The organism is Clostridium sp. AF22-10 (genome assembly GCF_003478725.1).
In the GTDB taxonomy this organism is placed as follows: Bacteria; Bacillota; Clostridia; order Lachnospirales; family Lachnospiraceae; genus Otoolea; species Otoolea fessa.
This window is the reverse complement of record NZ_QUFZ01000019.1, coordinates 41,580-61,360: the sequence shown is the minus strand read 5'-3', so window position 1 is coordinate 61,360 and position 19,781 is coordinate 41,580. Positions and strand designations below refer to the sequence as shown.

Annotated in this window: 17 protein-coding genes and 1 pseudogene; 1 reads left to right on the top strand and 17 read right to left on the bottom strand. The window is 50.5% G+C overall.

All coding sequences use genetic code 11. The features are described 5' to 3' along the window. Positions 1-146: 146 nt before the first annotated feature. From DWX91_RS12825 to DWX91_RS12810, 4 genes are all read right to left on the bottom strand, one after another. Positions 147-2,444 carry a DNA topoisomerase gene (locus DWX91_RS12825; protein ID WP_118472823.1) on the bottom strand — a complete coding sequence of 766 codons (2,298 nt, stop codon included), beginning with the start codon at positions 2,442-2,444 and terminating at the stop codon, positions 147-149. A gap of 226 nt (positions 2,445-2,670) precedes the next feature. Next, entirely contained in the window at positions 2,671-2,925 is a 255-nt protein-coding gene (gene rpoZ, locus DWX91_RS12820) for a DNA-directed RNA polymerase subunit omega (protein WP_022360270.1), read from the bottom strand. A gap of 17 nt (positions 2,926-2,942) precedes the next feature. Continuing rightward, positions 2,943-3,563 carry a guanylate kinase gene (gene gmk, locus DWX91_RS12815; protein ID WP_022360271.1) on the bottom strand — a complete coding sequence of 207 codons (621 nt, stop codon included), beginning with the start codon at positions 3,561-3,563 and terminating at the stop codon, positions 2,943-2,945. A gap of 108 nt (positions 3,564-3,671) precedes the next feature. Next, positions 3,672-4,550 (bottom strand): YicC/YloC family endoribonuclease, encoded by an 879-nt coding sequence (locus DWX91_RS12810; RefSeq protein WP_118468641.1) that lies wholly within the window; start codon positions 4,548-4,550, stop codon positions 3,672-3,674. A 144-nt stretch (positions 4,551-4,694) separates the two neighbouring features. On the opposite strand from DWX91_RS12810, the gene DWX91_RS12805 reads away from it, so the two are divergent. Next, on the top strand, positions 4,695-6,437 hold the full coding sequence (locus tag DWX91_RS12805) for an NFACT family protein (protein WP_118293189.1): 1,743 nt from the start codon (positions 4,695-4,697) through the stop codon (positions 6,435-6,437). Positions 6,438-6,546: 109 nt separating this feature from the next. Here DWX91_RS12805 and serS read toward each other — a convergent pair whose 3' ends face one another. From serS to def, 13 genes and pseudogenes are all read right to left on the bottom strand, one after another. Next, entirely contained in the window at positions 6,547-7,824 is a 1,278-nt protein-coding gene (serS, locus tag DWX91_RS12800; protein ID WP_022360274.1) for a serine--tRNA ligase, read from the bottom strand. A gap of 192 nt (positions 7,825-8,016) precedes the next feature. Further along, positions 8,017-8,853, bottom strand: a complete 837-nt coding sequence (locus tag DWX91_RS12795; protein WP_118472671.1) for a pyridoxamine kinase — start codon at positions 8,851-8,853, stop codon at positions 8,017-8,019. Positions 8,854-9,104: 251 nt separating this feature from the next. Next, entirely contained in the window at positions 9,105-9,707 is a 603-nt protein-coding gene (locus tag DWX91_RS12790) for an ECF transporter S component (RefSeq protein WP_022360276.1), read from the bottom strand. A gap of 116 nt (positions 9,708-9,823) precedes the next feature. Further along, on the bottom strand, positions 9,824-10,483 hold the full coding sequence (locus DWX91_RS12785) for a thiamine diphosphokinase (RefSeq protein ID WP_353844167.1): 660 nt from the start codon (positions 10,481-10,483) through the stop codon (positions 9,824-9,826). Then, a complete protein-coding gene (rpe, locus tag DWX91_RS12780; RefSeq protein WP_022360278.1) occupies positions 10,480-11,145 on the bottom strand; it encodes a ribulose-phosphate 3-epimerase in 666 nt (221 codons plus the stop codon). The genes DWX91_RS12785 and rpe overlap by 4 nt, the downstream gene beginning before the upstream one ends. Before the next feature lie 23 nt (positions 11,146-11,168). Further along, entirely contained in the window at positions 11,169-12,062 is an 894-nt protein-coding gene (gene rsgA, locus DWX91_RS12775; protein ID WP_106999960.1) for a ribosome small subunit-dependent GTPase A, read from the bottom strand. 25 nt (positions 12,063-12,087) lie between these two features. Continuing rightward, positions 12,088-14,333 (bottom strand): annotated as a pseudogene (gene pknB, locus DWX91_RS12770) (Stk1 family PASTA domain-containing Ser/Thr kinase). Further along, positions 14,330-15,076, bottom strand: coding sequence for a Stp1/IreP family PP2C-type Ser/Thr phosphatase (locus tag DWX91_RS12765; RefSeq protein ID WP_118472673.1), 747 nt, complete (start codon positions 15,074-15,076; stop codon positions 14,330-14,332). Before DWX91_RS12765 ends, pknB begins: the two are co-directional and overlap by 4 nt. After that, complete coding sequence (gene rlmN / locus DWX91_RS12760; RefSeq protein ID WP_022358690.1) at positions 15,073-16,137, bottom strand: 23S rRNA (adenine(2503)-C(2))-methyltransferase RlmN; 1,065 nt, start codon at positions 16,135-16,137, stop codon at positions 15,073-15,075. Before rlmN ends, DWX91_RS12765 begins: the two co-directional genes overlap by 4 nt. 71 nt (positions 16,138-16,208) lie before the next feature. Beyond that, positions 16,209-17,540, bottom strand: coding sequence for a 16S rRNA (cytosine(967)-C(5))-methyltransferase RsmB (rsmB, locus tag DWX91_RS12755; protein ID WP_118472674.1), 1,332 nt, complete (start codon positions 17,538-17,540; stop codon positions 16,209-16,211). Continuing rightward, positions 17,533-18,243, bottom strand: coding sequence for a zinc metallopeptidase (locus DWX91_RS12750; RefSeq protein ID WP_118472675.1), 711 nt, complete (start codon positions 18,241-18,243; stop codon positions 17,533-17,535). Before DWX91_RS12750 ends, rsmB begins: the two co-directional genes overlap by 8 nt. 66 nt (positions 18,244-18,309) lie before the next feature. Beyond that, positions 18,310-19,254, bottom strand: a complete 945-nt coding sequence (gene fmt, locus DWX91_RS12745; protein WP_118472676.1) for a methionyl-tRNA formyltransferase — start codon at positions 19,252-19,254, stop codon at positions 18,310-18,312. 47 nt (positions 19,255-19,301) lie between these two features. Further along, entirely contained in the window at positions 19,302-19,775 is a 474-nt protein-coding gene (gene def, locus DWX91_RS12740) for a peptide deformylase (protein WP_118293195.1), read from the bottom strand. Positions 19,776-19,781: the final 6 nt, after the last annotated feature.

Below are 19,781 nucleotides of genomic sequence, written 5' to 3'. Positions count from 1 at the left end.
CACGTAGGTAAACTGTTTCAGATAATCTGAAGCCAGCGTTATGGGTTAAATCATATAATTCTGTGATTTTCATTTCTTCTTTTTTCATGATCATTGCCTTTCCTGAAATTCAATTTCTTCTATTATTATAAATAGATTGTTTACTTTCACTTACTTTGTTCCTGTCCGGATGTAATACTTGTCGTCTCAGAGCTAGTTTCAGCTTTTACTGTTCTTGCAGTCTTCGCAGTTCCCCTACTCTTTACGCTTCTGCTTCGCGACACTTTCTCTGCATTTTGGTAAAACACAGCAACCGCATCAAATGCCGGCCGCAGCCCATACGTATTTCCCATATGAACCGCATTGTAGGTGCGTCCGATAACGAAGCGCTCTAATTTCTGCATATATTCATCCGGTGTGATGCTGCCCTCTGCCACATAGGTCAGACCTTTTTCCCAGCTTGCCGTCAGCTCCGGGTTGAGAAGCTGCTTCATGGAGGTGTGTACGACCTCATAAATCAGTTCTCCCAGATAGGTCGGCGTGATGACCTGCGTTTTTTCGTTGAGCGCCATGTATTTGATGTTGAACAACTTTTTCAAGATCTCCGCGCGGGTTGCACTCGTTCCGATGCCGCTGCCCTTGATCTGGGCGCGCAGCTCTTCGTCTTCGATAAGCTGACCGGCATTTTCCATCGCCAGAATCATCGAACCGGAGGAATAACGCTTCGGCGGAGATGTCTCGCCCTCTTTGATCTGCAAATCATCCAGTGACACTTTCATCCCCTTTTTGAGCTGTTCCAGCATCTGGATAAACTCTGGGTGGGACGCGTCAATTACCTTTGGCTGGCTGCTGTCTGTTCCATCTGCTTCTCTTGCCGGATTTTCCGCATCATTTCCATCTATACCTGGTTCAAGGCGGTTCGTTCTGCCGACACTTTCCCCGGCAGTGTCCTTTTTCTTTTTCGGAATTTCCGCCACCTTGAGATATCCCGCTTCTTTCAATACCTTAAAACTGGCAAAGAAATGTTCACCTTTTACCTCAATCTCAACCGCATATTTCTGGTAAACCGCCGCCGGATAAAAGATGCTTAAGAAACGGCGCACAATCACCTGGTAAATCTTGCGGTTCAACTCCGAGAGACTTCGCAGCGCGCCGAGTCCCTGTCCGGTCGGTATGATTGCGTAGTGATCGGTAATCTGCTTATCATTGACATAACGCGTTTTTGCTATGTTCTTCCACAGCCCTGCCTGCATCGCCTCCGATGCAAATGCCGCCAGCGGCTCATAATGCGTCAGACCGCCGATATTTTTGCTGATCTCCTTCGCCACCGCCGTTGAAAGCACACGCGCGTCCGTTCGCGGATAGGTAACCAGCTTTCGCTCGTACAGCTCCTGCACCACTTTCAGGGTCTGATCCGGGCTGATTTTAAACATTTTAGAACAATCATTCTGGAGCTCCGCCAGGTTATAGAGAAGAGGTGGATTTTTGGTTTCCTTTTTCTTTTCCACTTTTAAAATGGTTCCCTGCGAAGTATTATATACGCCCATTAAACCCGCGTCCGCTTTTTCTGCGTCGCTGACCTCTGACTGCATGACTCCCGAATTTTCGTTTCCATTCTCGCGTTCCCACAGCCATGCAATCAGCGCCTCCGCGTCCTTTCGCTCCTTAAAACCATTTTCCTTATACAGACACGGCGTTCCATAGTAACGGCTTCCTTCCACCGCCCGCCATTCACCGTCAATCGAGATACCTGCCGGTCCAAATGTACCGATCACGCGGTAAAATGGCGTTTTGACAAATTCCCGTATTTCCCGCTCCCGGCGGACTACCATGCCGAGGACACAGGTCATGACGCGTCCGACTGAGATCACGGTCCGGTCAGAACTTCGCATATAGTTAGAAACAGATGGTCCATATTTCAACGTCAGTGCACGGGAAAAGTTAATTCCCATCAGATAATCTTCTTTTGCCCGCAGATATGCCGAATCCGCCAGATGATCGTATTCGGACAGATCCTTCGCTTCGCGGATGCCGCGTAGAATCTCTTCCTCCGTCTGTGAATCGATCCAGACGCGCTTCTGTTTCTTGCCCTGCACGCCAGCCATCTGCGCGACGAGGCGGTAGATATATTCTCCCTCCCGTCCCGAGTCGGTACAGACGTAGATTGTATCTACATCCGCCCGGTTTAAGAGACCGCTCACGATTCCAAACTGTTTCTTCACGCTGTCGATAACCTGATATTTCCATTCTTTCGGGAGAAATGGAAGTGTCTCCAGACTCCAGCGCTTATATTTCATATCATATACTTCCGGATAGCTCATCGTGACCAGATGTCCAACACACCAGGTCACAACCGCATTTTCCGATTCAATATAGCCATCCGCCGAGCGCCCATTTACCTTGAGTGCATTTGCGAACTCACGCGCCACGCTCGGTTTCTCGGCTATAAATAACGATTTTGCCACGTTGTTCTGCTCCTATCTTACTAATTTCGTAACTGTTCAGTACCTTCACAGTCACGCGCAAAAAATCCATTAAAAATTGCCTACGGCAATGGGATTTTTGCCTGCTGGCCCATGTTTTCGTACGGTCAGCGCAGTAAATGCGCAGACCTACTGAACAGTTACTCTATATCTAAGAAAAGACCATCTCCATGTACATAATGAACACGGGACGGTCTTCTGTCACCTTTTAGACCTCTTCCTCCGGGGAATCGTTCTCTGCTACAATTTTAACCTTAGAATGGTACAGCTCGTCGATCGCGATCGAAAGCGGTTTTCTTCCATTCTCAATGACCAGTGCCTCATCACCGGCGATCAGCTGTCTTGCACGCTTTGCAGTCGCAATTACGATGGAGTAACGGCTCTGAATCAGCGGTTCTTTCCCCGGCTCAGCCTCTTTGTTTACAACATTAATTAAGTCAAGATATGACGGACGCAGCATCATAATACATCTTTCTCCTTTCAGAATTGCTTCATCTCTTCTTTTATTTTTTCAATCAAAGTCTTGTGATTTTCTGTTCTGGCATGCATCGCCTGAATCAGTGCGTGCATTTCTTCTACACAGCGGTCTACCTCATCATTCACCAGAATGAAATCGTAGTCATCCATCTGCTTGGACTCCTCTGCTGCTCTCGAAAGCCGTGCGGCAATCTTCTCCGGTGTCTCGGTTCCACGACCTGCCAGCCGGTTTCTAAGCTCCCCGGCACTCGGCGGCGTGACAAAAATGAGAACTGCCTCCGGGAATTTCTTCTTGATTTTCAGGGCACCCTGAATCTCAATCTCCAAAAGGACATCCTTGCCCGCTTTCAGGTTGGAAAACACATACTCCTTCGGTGTGCCGTAATAGTTTCCGACATACTGGGCGTATTCGACCAGCTCATCGTGTTCAATCATCTGTTCGAACTCTTCCCGGGTCTTAAAGAAATACTCTCTTCCATCAACCTCGCCCTCGCGCGGTGCGCGGGTGGTCGCGGAGATGGAAAGGGCATAATTGTCATACCGCTCCAGCAATGCACGCATCAATGTTCCCTTGCCTGCCCCTGAAAATCCGGATATAACTGCCAGTACTCCCTGATTATCCATATATTTCGCCTGCTTTCTAAATTCTATCTATTATTACAATATTTCATATTCTCCGTATTTTCACCGCCAACGGCAACCTTCCGTGAATACCTCTTCCAGCATGATCGGCTATTCAATATTCTGAATCTGCTCTCTGACTTTCTCGATCTCTGTCTTGAGTGCAATCGCACAATCGGAAACCTCCAGATCGTTTGCCTTGGAAAGGATCGTATTCGCCTCGCGGTTCATCTCCTGTGCAATGAAATCCAGCTTACGTCCGACGCTTCCGCCCGCCGTCAGCTCCTTGCGGGTCGCCTCGATATGGCTTCTCAGGCGGACCGTCTCCTCATCGGTGCAGATCTTATCTGCAAAAATCACAACCTCTGCCGCAATCCGGCCTTCATCGACGCTGCTTCCTTCCAGAAGCTCTTTCACCTTATCTTCCAGTTTCGCCCGGTATTCTTCCACGATCTTCGGGGAACGTTCTTCAATCTGATCGACCAGCGTTACCATATAGTCCAGCTTGCCAAGCAGATCCTGCTTCAGATTCTCACCCTCGCGTGTGCGTGTCTCGACAAATTTCTCTGCCGCCTCGCCGATCGCCTTTTCGAGAATCTGCCACATATGCTCCTCGTCCTCCGGCGCCTGCTCCATCGTAAAGACCTCCGGACACCGTGCAAGACGCATCACCGTCGCGTCATTCGGAATTCCAAGCTCGTCCGCCATCTGACGGAAATAATCCATATACTCGCCAGCCAGGGAACGATTGTACTTTAAGGACATCTTCTCATCCGTATAATCTTCATAGGAAATAAAGACATCTACCTTTCCCCGCTGAATGTATTTCTTGAGCTGCGCGCGAATCGCCGCCTCAAAGTAATTAAATTTCTTCGGCATCTTAATGCTGAGATCCAGATAACGGTGGTTTACCGCCTTCATCTCCACAGAAATCTTATATTCATCCGTTGCCATCTCGCATCGGCCAAATCCAGTCATACTTTTAAGCATAGTGACGCCTCTCTCTTTCATCCATAGATAATGGTATTATAATGCAAATCGCCGCAAGCGTCAACCGAATTTAAAAGTGATTGTTTTTCGTGTCTTCTTTCATTATAATAGTAGATACTACACAAATAAAGGAGCACCAAAACCATGGCATTTGACGGAATTGTAATCGCAAACCTGGTTAAGGAGTTTAGTGACGCGCTTACCGGCGGCAAGATCGCAAAGATCACGCAGACCGAGCGCGATGAACTTCTTTTTACCATAAAGAACTTCCGGGAGACGAAACGGCTTCTTCTCTCGGTCAACGCAAGTCTCCCGCTGGCATATCTGACGGATACCAACAAGCAGGGACCGATGACTGCCCCGAATTTCTGCATGCTGCTTCGCAAGCACATCGGAAGCGGACGCATCGTGTCGGTCAGCCAGCCGGGTCTGGAACGCTGTATTCATTTTGAGATCGAACATCTGGACGAGATGGGTGACCTCTGCCGCAAGCTGCTTATCGTCGAACTGATGGGAAAATACAGCAATATCATTTTCTGCAGCCCTGACGGCACGATCCTCGACAGTATCAAACATATCTCCGTGCAGGTCAGCTCCGTGCGCGAGGTTCTGCCGGGACGGCAATATTTCCTCCCGCAGACGGTCGCAAAGCAGGATCCGCTGACTGCATCTGCCGATGATTTCGCCGCCATTCTGGCACAGTCACCGGCACCGGCAGGAAAAGCCATTTACACGAATTTCACCGGTATCAGCCCGGTCATGGCAGAAGAATTCTGCTATGAGGCATCGATCGATGCCGACCGCCCCGCATCGGAACTGAATGAGCTGGAGCGCACGCACCTCGGGCACACGCTGGAACTGGCAATGGAATCCATCAAAAATGGACAGTTCTCGCCCTGCATCGTATACCGTGAAGATGAGCCAATGGAATTTGCCGCTCTCCCATTGACCTCGTTCCCGCCGGAATATCAGGTCGAACACTTTGATTCGATCAGTAAAGTGCTGGAGACCTACTATGCGTCCAAGAACGTCATCACACGAATCCGCCAGAAATCCTCGGATCTGCGCCGGATCGTCCAGACTGCCCTGGAGCGCAATTATAAAAAATACGATTTGCAGCAGAAACAGTTAAAGGACACCGAAAAACGGGATAAATACAAGCTCTACGGCGAGCTGTTAAACACCTACGGTTATGAGCTGACCGGCGGCGAAAAAGAACTTGTCTGCACGAACTACTACACAGGAAAAGAGGTCAAGATCCCGCTTGACCCGCAGCTGACCGCCCGCGAAAATTCGCAGAAATATTTTGACAAATATGGAAAACTCAAACGTACTTTCGAGGCTCAGAGCCAGCTCATTGAGGAGACGAAGCAGGAGATCGAGCACCTCGAATCCATCAGCACCTCCCTCGATATTGCCTTAAAGGAGGAAGATCTGACTCAGATCAAGCAGGAGCTGACGGAATATGGCTTCATCAAAAAGCACGGTCCGGCTGGAAAGAAAGTGAAAATCACAAGCCGCCCATTCCACTACCTTTCCTCCGACGGATTCCATATCTACGTCGGCAAAAACAACTACCAGAATGAGGAGCTGACCTTCAAGATCGCGACTGGAAATGACTGGTGGTTCCACGCAAAAGGAATTCCGGGTTCCCATGTCATTGTGAAATCCGAAGGAAAAGAGCTTCCGGACCGCACCTTCGAGGAAGCCGCCGGGCTGGCTGCCTACTATTCCAAGGGACGGGAAAATGAAAAAGTTGAGATCGATTATGTACAGAAAAAGCAGGTCAAAAAAGTAGCGGGCGCTGCTCCGGGATTTGTGATTTATCATACGAATTATTCGATGATGGCGACGCCGTCGAATCAGCTGGAAGAACTGCCATCATAATGCCGCCTGAAAAAAGACAATGTCTATATTTCTGCAATTCACAATGAGTCCAGTAAAAAACGCCACAGGCACACAACCCATGGCGTTTTTTTACTGGACTCAAATGAACTTAGCGAATCTCGCTCTTACCACCCATATACGGACGCAGAACCTCCGGAATGCGGACAGAACCGTCTGCCTGCAGGTTGTTCTCTAAGAATGCGATCAGCATACGCGGCGGAGCTACTACAGTGTTGTTCAAGGTGTGTGCAAAGTATTTGCCATCTTTGCCGTTGACACGGATCTTCAGACGTCTTGCCTGTGCATCACCTAAGTTGGAGCAGCTTCCAACCTCGAAATATTTCTTCTGACGCGGGGACCATGCCTCTACATCAACGGATTTTACTTTCAGATCAGCCAGGTCTCCGGAGCAGCACTCCAGAGTACGAACCGGAATATCCATGGAACGGAACAGGTCCACGGTGTTCTTCCACAGTTTGTCATACCACATCTTGCTGTCTTCCGGTTTGCAGACTACGATCATTTCCTGTTTCTCAAACTGGTGGATGCGGTATACGCCTCTCTCCTCGATGCCGTGAGCGCCCTTCTCTTTACGGAAACACGGAGAATAGCTGGTCAGTGTCTTCGGAAGCTCTTCCTCCGGAACTACGGTATCAATGAATTTACCGATCATAGAGTGCTCGCTGGTACCGATCAGGTAAAGATCCTCTCCCTCGATCTTGTACATCATCGCATCCATCTCATCGAAACTCATAACGCCGGTTACAACATTGCTGCGGATCATGAACGGCGGGATACAGTAGGTAAATCCACGGTCAATCATGAAATCTCTTGCATATGCGATAACAGCAGAATGAAGTCTTGCGATATCGCCCATCAGGTAATAGAAACCATTTCCAGCTACCTTTCTGGCACTGTCCAGATCGATGCCGTTAAATTTCTCCATAATCTCGGTGTGGTACGGGATCTCGAAATCCGGTACAACCGGCTCGCCGAAGCGCTCGATCTCTACGTTCTCGCTGTCGTCTTTACCGATCGGAACACTCGGATCAATGATGTTCGGGATGGTCATCATAATCTTTAAGATGCGCTCGCCAAGATCCTTCTCCTGCTCTTCCAGCTCAGACAGGCGGGCAGACTGCTCTGCTACCTGTTTCTTCAGCTCTTCTGCTTCCTCTTTCTTTCCCTGACCCATCAGAGCGCCGATCTGTTTTGCAATCTTGTTCTTGTTCGCACGCAGATCGTCTGCTTCCTTCTTCGCTGCACGGTTCTTGGCATCCAGCTCAATTACCTCATCTACCAGCGGAATTTTCTTGTCCTGGAACTTATTTTTAATATTCTGCTTTACAATGTCAGGATTTTCTCTGACGAATTTAAGATCTAACATATCTTCCTCCTACTGTTATGCAATTAACTGCACGAAAACTAATTATAATTATACTACAACTTTGTACGAATGAAAAGCCCTGTTTCAAGAGTTCCTCTGTTCTTCAAATCATTTTGTTATTGTTCACGCATACGTGCCCAGTAACATCATTTTTGCATTTTGAAACAAAACAGGATAGACTGCCCATTATATTTAACTCAACTTCGTCAAATAGGACAGACACGCCTCCAGGCACAGTCCGTCCTGCTCCGGGGCACCAAGTTCTTCTGTCTTTTCCACACATTTTTTTGTAAAAGCTGCCGCCCGTCTGACGGCTTCCTCCATCGGCACACCTCGCACCATGCTGGCACCGATGACTGCTGCAAAGACATCCCCGGTTCCGTGGTAATTGCCCGCCACAAATTTAGTTGCATGAAAGACCGGCTCCTTGCCGCGCTCATGGATCACGTTGAGGATCTGTTTGCCCTTGACCACGCCTGTCAAAATGACTGACCGCGCGCCCAAAAGGTGAAGCTTCCAGGTCAAATCTGAGAGCTTGCGCTTACTCCATCCATTTTCCTGATACAGCGTGTCCGTCAGGGCACAGGCTTCCGTCAGATTTGGCGTGACAACGTCCGCATACTGCATCAGCTCCCGCATCGCCTCGATCAGATCCTCGTCACAGACGCTGTAGAGATGTCCGTGGTCGCCCATCGTCGGATCTACCAAAACCTGCGTATTTTCCCGTTTGAAATCCCGGATAAAATCTGCCACGATCGACGCCTGTCTGGCAGAACCTAAGAATCCAGTCATGATTCCGTCCATCTCAAATCCCATCTTCCGCCACGGCTCCAGGTATGCCTCCATCCGATCGGTATAATCATCCATATAGCATTCCGGATATCCCGCGTGATTGGACAGCACCGCCGTCACCACCGGACAGCACTGTACCTTGAGGGCGCTGATAACCGGCATTGCCGCCGTCAGCGAACAGCGCCCATAGCCTGACAGGTCATTTAAAACCGCTATTTTCTTCTGAATTCCTTCCATGTATAATTTTTCCTCATTTTCTTAGATTTTAAGCAACTTTATAATCTAACATATTCTCGCGGCAGATACGACTGCCTGCGGCATGATTCTGGTTTCTACAAGCGTGTATCTATGCATTTGTGTTTTATAAACCGCACACTCCAATGACGCAACAAGGAGACTGCGCCCGGACAGATGTTTTTCCCATTCTGCCCAACCACAGTCTCCTGTATGTATTTCATTTTAATTCTTCTCGACTGAGATAAATTGCCTTATGCTCTCGCTTCTACAGACAATGCATCCAGAAAACCTGCCTTGCGGAGTGCCGGACGAACTGCCATATATATAACAACAGACGCAATCGTAGATGTCACCGCATTGATCGAAGTCGCTGCGATATTCCATGCAAGTGTGAGCTCTGCCGCCGGTTTACCAATGATCCAGAGTTTATAATAATATCCGATCAGCGGATCTGCAATGACGTTGAATAAAAGACCTGCCACCGCTGCTGCAATCGTAAAACCAAGGATGTGGTTCTTATCGGTGCTCCGGTCAATCTTGCCCAGACGATGTGCTACGAATCCGGCGATCAGTCCGATGCAGAGTTTGCAGATAAATGTCTTCGGTGCATATACAATATAAACCGGATCGAGAAGGTCACCTATCGTCATGCCGATAGCACCTCCCAAACCGCCGTAAAAGCCGCCGACTAAGAGTGCCCCGATGACACAGACTGCATTTCCCAGATGAATGGAAGTTGCATCGCCGCCCGGAAGTGTGATCTTCACCTGTCCGTATGTAAATACGACATAGGAGAGAGCTGCCAGCAGACCGACCATCGCGATCTTGTAAGCCTGATTTGATTTGTTTGCCATGATGTTTCATCCTCCCTTGTTATTGGACTCATCATAGCACAATCTTGTCCCCTGAAAAACATACAGTTTTTATCATTTTAAGCAGGTCAGTTATAACTTGCCACTTTTTATCCGGATTAATCATGTGCCTCCACGCACAAAAGGACGCCTTTCTCCAGCTCCAGAATGCCCTCTTCCCGTTTGAGTTCATTGCTGATGCAGAGACTCGTCCCCAGCCCGATCGTCCGCCGCTGGAGCGGGTATTTAAATCCCCGCAGCGTCAGTCCCTCGACAGTCTCGGTCATCGGCAGGAACGAAATGTATTTTCCATACACCTCTTCCCGGTGAAATACCTTATGCCCGCCCAGAAGATACAGGCGGTTGCGGGCATCATAAATATTCACTTCCATTCCCTGGCAGAAAAACTGATACATCAGCTGGATATTGCCGATGGCGTGATCCATACGGCCGCCCAGCGCCCCCAGGATATCAACTGCCTCACAGCCCTGGCGCGCCGCCGTCAAAAGCGCCAGCTCCGTATCCGTCTCATCCTTCTCCGGTTTATGGATCTCAAATTCGATGTCCGGCTGGTTCTGATATTCTTCCAGAACCTTTTTGTCCACCGTGTCCAGATCTCCGACCACCGCATTCGGAGAAATATGCAGCGGGCGCAGAACCTCCAGCCCCGCATCTGCCGCAATTACATAGTCATACGAGCGCTGTGAGAGAAAATCTTTCGCAAACGCAATATCAATCGTTCCGCCTGTCACAATCAAACAACGCTTCATCTTCATCATCCCTGTTCAAATTCCTGAAAAATATTTAAAAATGTTTTTACATTCCCAGCCGGGTTTCCCTTAAATACAGCGCTTCCCGCCACGATCACATCGGCTCCTGCCTCCAAAACCGTCCGCACATTGTCCGGCGTGATTCCGCCGTCCACCTCAATGCGGGTGGAAAGTCCCCTCTCGCTGCACATTGCGCGCAGCTTCTTGATTTTTTCTACCGTATATGGAATAAATTTCTGACCGCCAAATCCCGGGTTGACCGTCATCAGAAGAACCATGTCCACCTCCGGCAAAATAACATCCAGTGTCTCGACCGGGGTCGCCGGATTTAACGCTACACCTGTTTGCAGCCCCGCCTCACGGATCTGCGCGATCGTGCGGTCCAGATGAAGACAGGCTTCCTGATGCACACAGATCAGATCCGCCCCCGCTTTTTTGATATCCTCTACATAACGTCCCGGTTCTTCCACCATCATGTGTACGTCAAACACACGATCCGTCACCGGGCGCAGGCTCTTAATCACCGGCATTCCAAAGGAGATACTCGGCACAAACGCGCCATCCATCACATCCAGATGGATGTACTGTGCGCCTGCCTTGTCCACCTCAGCGACCTGCTCTCCCAGCTTCGTAAAATCTGCCCCCAGAATCGAAGGTGATAATATAATCATGGTTCTTTCCTCCCAATTTCTTGTCAACGGCTGCTTCTGCCGTATTTCTTTTTCTCTTTTAATTCCTGATACATCAAACGGTAATTGTCATACCGGCTCTGCCCGATCTTATGCTCCTGCACCGCCGTCTTGACGCCGCATTCGCGCTCGCCAATGTGGACACAGCCTAAGAAACGGCATTCATCCTCATATGCCTCAAATTCCGGGAAAAAGTCCTTGAGCGCCTCCGGCTCCAGATCCTCGATATAGAGAGAACTGAATCCCGGCGTATCCATCATATAGGTGCTCTCTTCCACGAAAAACAGTTCTGAATGGCGCGTCGTATGTTTGCCCCGGCGGATCTTCTCACTGATACCGCCCGTCTCCATCTGTGCCTCCGGCTGGATAAAGTTCGTGATCGACGATTTTCCGACACCCGAAGGTCCTGCTAAGACCGTTGTTTTCCCAATGATCAACCGATGAAACTCCTCCAGCCCTGATTTTTCGTAGGTGCTGATAAAATGCACCGGATAGCCCGCCGGTTCATAGATCGCACGCAGCTTCTCCTGCTCGGCTGCATCGACCAGATCGATCTTGTTGAAACAGATGCTGACCGGAACTTCCTGCCGTTCCATCATGACGAGGAAGCGGTCGAGAAGGTTTAAATTTGGCATCGGATCGGTGATGGCAAAAACCACCACCGCCTGATCAACATTTGAAACCGCCGGGCGGATCAGACGGTTTTTACGAGGAAGGATCTCATCGAGATTGCCTGTCGCCTTCTCCTCATCGAGAACACTGATCTCCACGTCATCGCCTACCAGCGGCTTGATGCCGCGATTTCGGAAAATTCCCTTTGCACGGCATTCATATACCTTTCCAATACCGTCGTGTACATAATAGAAACCGCCGATCCCTTTAATTATCTTTCCCTGCATATCTGTACCTTACAACTACCTCTTATTAATTATCTGAAACTTCCACAAATTCAAGCTGATACGTTTTTAGAACCCGATCGTTCGTCAGATCGAGGATCTGCAGCTCGCCTGTCTGCACACCGTCCGCTCCCTCGATATTATAATGAATCGGAAGCGTGATATCGCCGCCGATCTCCCTCGGTTCCATGACCGTCTTAGTCACAGTATTGCCGGCAATCGTCTGCTTCATCACAATACTGACGCGGATATGCGTATCTCCGGAACTTGGTCCAAACAGTTCACTCATCTGGAATTCATCGTTGATCGCCGCCACATAGCGGGTTCCTTTTCCCAGACTGACTGTATAGCCAATGGCACTTCCCTCCGGTGTATCTGTTTTCTCCAGGACATCCTGACTGATGATCTTGCCCTTTGCCACTTCCGAACTCTTCGCTTCCTTGCGCTCGCCAAGCTCTAATCCGACCGCTTCCAGAACAACTTTTGCATTTTCCTCTGAAAGCCCTGTAATCCTCGGCATCGGTACCGTCGGTACGTTCGGACCTGTGCTGACATACAGCGTCACCGTACCGCCCGGATCCACGCTGGACGGGCTGTATCGGATCACTATACCGGAGGCAACCGTATCGCTGCTCTCTTTCTGCACTACTACGGTCAGTTTATTTTCTTCTGCCAGAAGCGTCTCTGCATCCTCGCCGGACATCTCTTCCAGTCCAAGTTTCGTCAAATCTATTGCCTCATTGCCTTCTCCGATCGTGACGATAACTTCCGTCTGTTTCGAGACAACCGTGCCGCTGGCAATACTCTGACCGATGACCTTCCCTTTTTCAGAGGTTTCCGACTTTGCATATTCATAACGGATTTTCAACGACTGCTTTTCCAATGCTGTCTTCGCCTCATCCTCCGTCATGCCGTCCAGCGGCGGAACCCTGCACTCCGTTGATTCCAGACTCTCGCTCTCAGACGCCTCCGAAGAAGCTTCAACGGTCGTCTTCGGAGACTTCTGACTACCAGAGCCCAGATTAAAGATGCCTGTTAACTTCGCAACAATGACAATCACAACCACCACAATCAATACGGCTGCACCGATTCCAATCATCGTAAGCAGGCGCTCCATCTGCGGATTGACATCCTCGCTGTCTTCTTCTATACGGCGTCCCTTCCGCCTACGGTCTGGGCGCCTGGAGGTTTCTTCCTCATAGACATCCGTCTCTTCTTCCTGCCAGCCTTCTATCTCTTTCTCCGGCTGTTCCGGCTCTTTCCAGACTACCTCACCACGTTCATTTTCTGTCGGAACCGGTCCGGTCTTTTCACTCACTGCCGGATGTTCCATCGTCTGTTCCAGATTTCGATTTCTCTGTGCCTCCATCTGGCGGTTCAGTTCCTCTGCCCCGCGCACGACTGTCGGGGAATTTTCATCAAATTCCGGTTCTTTTTTCAGAAAATCATCGTTTGGATCCACCAACGCATGGCGCAGATCCGCGATCAGCTCATACGCATTCTGGTAACGGCGTTCCGGCTTTTTCTGGGTACATTTTAAAATAATGCGGTCCAGGCTTGCCGACACCTCCGGGTTGATGCGGCTCGGCGGCTGCACCGGTTCTTCCAGATGTGCCAGTGCCACTGAAACCGGGGTATCCCCGTCAAACGGAAGTTTTCCTGTTAGCATCTCATACATCGTGATTCCCAGTGAATACAGATCGCTTCGTCCGTCGCTATAATTTCCTTTTGCCTGCTCCGGCGAGATATAATGCACGGAACCGACCGCATTGACCCCGATCGTCTGGGACGATACAGCTCTGGCGATACCGAAATCCGCCACCTTCACCTTGCCGTCACGCGATATAATCATATTCTGCGGTTTGATGTCCCGGTGCACAATATGCTGGTCATGTGCCGCTGCCAGCCCCTGCGCTACCTGGATGGCAATTCCAATCGTTTCTTTGACGCCCAGATGACCTTTCTTGAGAATGTAGCTTTTCAGCGTGATTCCCTCGATGAGTTCCATGACGATATAATGAAGACTGCCCTCATCCACAACGTCATAAACACTCACAATATTTGGATGGGAAAGCCCTGCCGCCGCCTGCGCCTCCATCTTGAATTTGCTGACGAAATTCGCATCCTGCTGTACTCATCCTTTAAAACCTTGATCGCCACCAGACGGTTCAGAGTGTGGCATTTTGCCTGATACACCTCTGACATGCCGCCCGTACCAATCAGTGAGAGGATCTCATAGCGATCCTGCAGATAAGTTCCCGGTTTCAGCATCATGATTCTCTCACCTCCTTGATCTGCGGGTCAATCAATATGACCGCGATATTATCTTTCCCGCCGTTCTGGTTTGCGAGCGCCGTGAGCGCCCTTGCCTTGGTGTCCAGGGTTCCCGGCAGAAGCACCATCCGGTAAATTGCTGAATTATCCACCATATTGGTTAACCCGTCCGAACACAGCAGTATGTAATCGCCCGGGTTCAGTGAAACCTCAAAGAAATCCGGCTCCACATGCCCACCGATCCCGACTGCGCGGGTAATGATATTTTTCTTCGTCTCATATTCCCGGCTGCCGCGGCTCATCTGTCCCAGCGAGACCATCGCCTCCACGTAGGAATGATCCCGGGTAATCTGATGAATGCCGGAGCGCTCAATCCGGTAGAGACGGCTGTCCCCCACGTTTGCCACATAGAGTGTATTTCCCTGAATGGAAGCCGCTACCAGCGTTGTTCCCATGCCGGCAAGCTCCTCGCGCTCACAGGAAAGGGAATAAAGTTCCTGATTGACTGCCTCGATCCCCTTTCGAAGCGCCGCGACCGGCTCATTCTCACCACTCTCTTTGATATATTCCGGCATATGCTCGATCAGATAGCGCGAAGCAAAATCTCCCGCCTGATGACCGCCCATTCCGTCCGCCACGACAAACAGGTTGGAAAGTTCTCCCACCGGCTCCGTGCTGGCAAACTGAGCATCCTGATTGACCTTACGCGTTTTTCCGATATCCGTCAGTGCGTATGCTTTCATTTGACTGCCGCACCTTCTTTCTCCTGCTCTTTATCCATATAGCTCTTCCGGAGCTGTCCGCAGGCACCGTCTATGTCGCGCCCCATCTCGCGCCGGATTGTCACATTGATTCCCTTAGATTCCAGACATCCCTTAAATGCTTCGATCGCTTTCCGTCCCGACTGTACATAAGAGCGCTCCTTGATCGGATTGACCGGAATCAGATTCACATGCCCGTGCTGATCCTGAATCAGCGCCGCCAGCTCGCGCGCCTCGTCCAGATTGTCGTTGACTCCCTGCACCAGGCTGTACTCAAACGTCATGCGGCGTCCCGTTTTTTCAAAATAGTAATGACAGGCCGCCAATACATCCTTTAACGCATATGTACGCGCGATCGGCATCAGGCTCTTCCGCACCTCGTCATTCGGCGCATGCAGAGAAAGTGCCAGCGTGATGGTCAGTCCCTGATCTGCCAGCTCCCGGATCTTCGGAACCAGCCCACAGGTGGAAACCGTCACATTTCGCTGACTGATATGCAGTCCGCCTTCCTCCGTCAAAAGATGGATAAAGCGGATCAGGTTATCGTAATTGTCCAGCGGTTCACCCGATCCCATCACAACCACGTTGGAAACGCGTTCGCCTGTATCGCGCTGAATCTGATAAATCTGGTCCAGCATCTCCGACGGGCGCAGGTTCCGTTCCAGGCCGTCCAGGGTCGAAGCACAGAAACGGCAGCCCATCCGACACCCCACCTGCGAGGAAATACAAACGGAATTTCCATGCTTATAACGCATCAGGACACTCTCGATGACATTGCCGTCCGCGAGGCGGAACAGGTACTTGCGGGTTCCATCGATCTGCGAAATCTGCACCCGTACCTTTTCCAGCGATACATACTCGCACGCGTCCTGCAGCTTCTGCCGGAGTACCTTGGAAAGGTTTGTCATATCGTCAAAGGAAGATGCCAGTTTTTCATGCATCCACTGATAGATCTGGGCGGTCCGGAATGGTTTTTCGCCCAGACTCACCAAAAAGGCACGCAGTTCCTCCTGCGTCATTGATTTTATATCCTGCTTTTCCATATCGGACTGCCTCCCTCTCTCCTATATGCACTCTCGGAGTCTTTCCTGTATTCATACACTGTTCCGTCCAGTTATCCTTTTCTTTTCATCACAGAGATGAAAAATCCATCACACGGATGAACGCCCGGATAGAGCTGGATGTATCCCTCTTTCAGGCTGTCTTCCTGAAAATCAATCCCCAGACGACCACTGATATCAACCGGCTCAAATGGATATTCGTTTAAAAACCATGCCCGGTTTTCATCATTTTCCAGACGGTTGACCGTGCAGGTGCTGTAAACCAGCACTCCACCCGGCTTCACGTACTGCCAGACCACCGACAGCATCTGCCGCTGCAATGCAGCCAGGTCCCGGATTCCGTCCATTGAAGCGTTGTATTTGATATCCGGCTTGCGTCCGATAATGCCAAGTCCTGAACACGGCAGATCGGCAATGACCACATCCGCTTTCTGCTCCATCGAAGCATCGAATTCACACGCATTCCAGGCGCAGGCAGAGACGTTTGTACAGCCGCTACGGGCAATATTCTCCTTGATCAAAGATACCTTGTAATCACTCACATCCCGGATCTCAACCTGTCCAGTTCCGTGCAGCAGATCCGCCGCATGAAGCCCTTTTCCACCCGGTGCCCCACAGACATCGAGTACAAAATCACCCTCTTTAATACCCGCCGCATCACCAGCCAGCGACGAACTCAGATCCTGAATCCGGATTAGTCCTTCGCGGAACGCATCCAGACTCTCTGGATAGTCCACTCCCGTCAGACGGTAAACACCGCTTCCCGCCGCTGTCTCCTCTGCCGTCACGCCCTGGGCGGACAGGGAGGCAAAAATCTCTTCTTTCCCTGCACGGCTCTCGGCAAACCGCACCATAAACGGACGTTTCTCCAGACCAGCCTGTGCCATCCTGTGCGTCGTCTCTGCCCCATAGTTTTCCTTCCAGAGAGATAAAATCCAGTCCGGCATTGAATACCGCACTGAATCATCCGGGAAGGTCAGTTTGCCTTTTCCACGCGTCACAGAACGCAGCACACCATTTACAAAGCCGGAAAGTCCGGAAAATCCGCGTTTTTTCGCAAGGCGCACCGCCTCATTGCACGCCGCCGAATCCGGTACACGGTCCATATAATAAATCTGGTACACGCTCATCCGCAGAAGTGTGCGGATAAACGGTTTCATCTTATGAACTTTTGTTTTAGAATATGCGTTGATAATATAATCAATCTGGATTTTATACTCCACCGTCCCGTCCACAATCCGTTTTAAAAACGAGCGGTCTGCTTTCTCCAGATACTGATATTTAGAAAGAGCCTGAAAAAGGGCCAGATGTGTATACTGTCCCTTTTCCAGAATCTCAGTCAAAATTTCTGCCGCTATTTCACGCAGCGCAGTTCCATCAGTCATCGCGTCGTCCTCCAAATAATATAATCAGACGCAGAAGCTGTAAAATCGAACCAGCCGCCGCTGCCACATACGTCAGTGCCGCCGCACCAAGCACCTGTTTGGTATATCCAACTTCTTCCCCGCGAAGAATCCCTGTTGAATCAAGCAGACGTACCGCACGCGCGGATGCATTGAACTCAACCGGAAGCGTCACAAGCTGGAACAGCACCGACAAGGAAAATAAAAGAATTCCAAGTGAAACGATCGGAGATCCCATGCCGCCGACCAGAACACCAATCAGGATCATAGGCCAGGAAAGCTGTGCGCCGATGTTGACCACCGGCACCATTGAACCGCGCAGGCGCAGCGGAACATACTCAGATGCATCCTGCATCGCATGTCCGCACTCATGCGCCGCAACACCGATCGCCGCGACCGAAGTAGAACCATATACACTCTCAGATAAATTCACGGTCTTGGTCCGCGGATCATAGTGGTCGGTCAGGCTGCCTGCCACCTGGCGGATCTGGACATCATAAATGCCCTGTGAATTTAAAAGCTGTCTCGCCGCCTCGGCTCCCGTCATGCCGGTCATGCTCCGGACTCTTGAAAACCGCGCGTAGGTGCTGTTTACCTTCGCAGATGCACCCAATGACAGGAATACACCAATTAATACCAGAATCATCGTCGGATCAAACATACTGTAATATCCATATCCGTACATATCACTCCAACTCCTTTCAAACGCCCGGCTGCCTGTAGCAGTTCAGTCCCTGCTGAAGCATTCATTTTATCCGAGCTTTACTCCCGCTTCCACCGGATACCCGCGTAAAAATGCCGCCGTATCCATCCGCTTCTTGCCTTCCAGCTGAAGTTCCCGGATCGTGAGAAGCCCTTTGCCGGTCTGGACAGAGAATGCATCTTTACCGACACGTACCACCTGTCCGAATGTCTCCGGTGACGGTCTTCCCGCCGCATCTTCCTCGACATCCGCCGACCAGATTTTCAGGGTTTTTCCTTCAAATTTTGTATAAGCGCTCGGCCATGGATTTAAGCCGCGGATCAGGCGCTCAATCACTGCCGCATCCATCGACCAGTCGATCTGCCCCATCGACTTATCGAGCATTGTCACATGGGTTGCCTCTGCCTCATCTTGTTTAACCGGATGCAGGATTCCCGCCTCCGCTTTCTCAAGCGTGGAGAGAATCAGCTTTCCTCCCGCAAGGCTCAAGCGGTCAAACAGGCTGCCGCCTGTCTCTTTCGGATCCAGGCGTACTTCCACGGTATCCAGGATATCTCCGGTGTCCAGACCGACATCCATCTGCATCGTCGTCACACCGCTGACCTCATCGCCATTGATGACCGCCCACTGGATCGGGGCTGCCCCACGGTATTTTGGCAGAAGCGACGCATGGATGTTGATACAGCCGTATTTCGGCAGGTTCAGAATCCGCTCCGGCAGAATCTGGCCAAATGCAATCACGACGATCACATCCGGCTGAATCTTCGTCAATTCCTCAAAAAATGCCTCATCCTTGCGGACGCGCACCGGCTGATACACCGGGATTCCATATTCCAGCGCTTTTTCCTTGACAGGCGGCATTGCCATCGCCTTGCCGCGTCCCTTCGGCTTATCTGGCTGTGTCACCACCGCCGCTACTTCATGCCGACTCTGATAGAGCGCTTCCAGTGTCGGAACCGCAAAATCCGGTGTTCCCATAAATACGATCTTCATATCTGCCTGTCACCCCACTCTTGTTTCTCTCATTCTGCCAATGTGCTTTATTCTTCCTCTGCCGTTACATCCTCTAACGGACCTTCTACCAACTCCACATACAGATGTCCGTGCAGATGATCGCACTCATGGCAGATCGCACGTGCCAGGAAATCATCTGCTTCCAGGACAAACTCTTCCATTTTTTCGTTCAGCGCGCGTACCTTTACGTGGCTCGGACGGGTTACCATACCAGCCTTGCCCGGAACGCTTAAGCAGCCTTCCTGACCAGTCTGGCTGCCGGACATTTCCTCGATGACCGGATTGATCAGGACATACTGGTTGCCGTCCTCCACGTCGATTACTACGATCTGTTTGCGGATACCGACCTGCGGTGCTGCCAGACCTACGCCGCCGGCTGAATACATCGTGTCAAACATATCCTCTATCAGTTCAAGTGTGTGATCGGTTACCTCCGTCACTGCCTTACACTCTTTTTTCAGTACCTCATCGCCAATAGTTCTAATTGACCGGATTGCCATTTTATA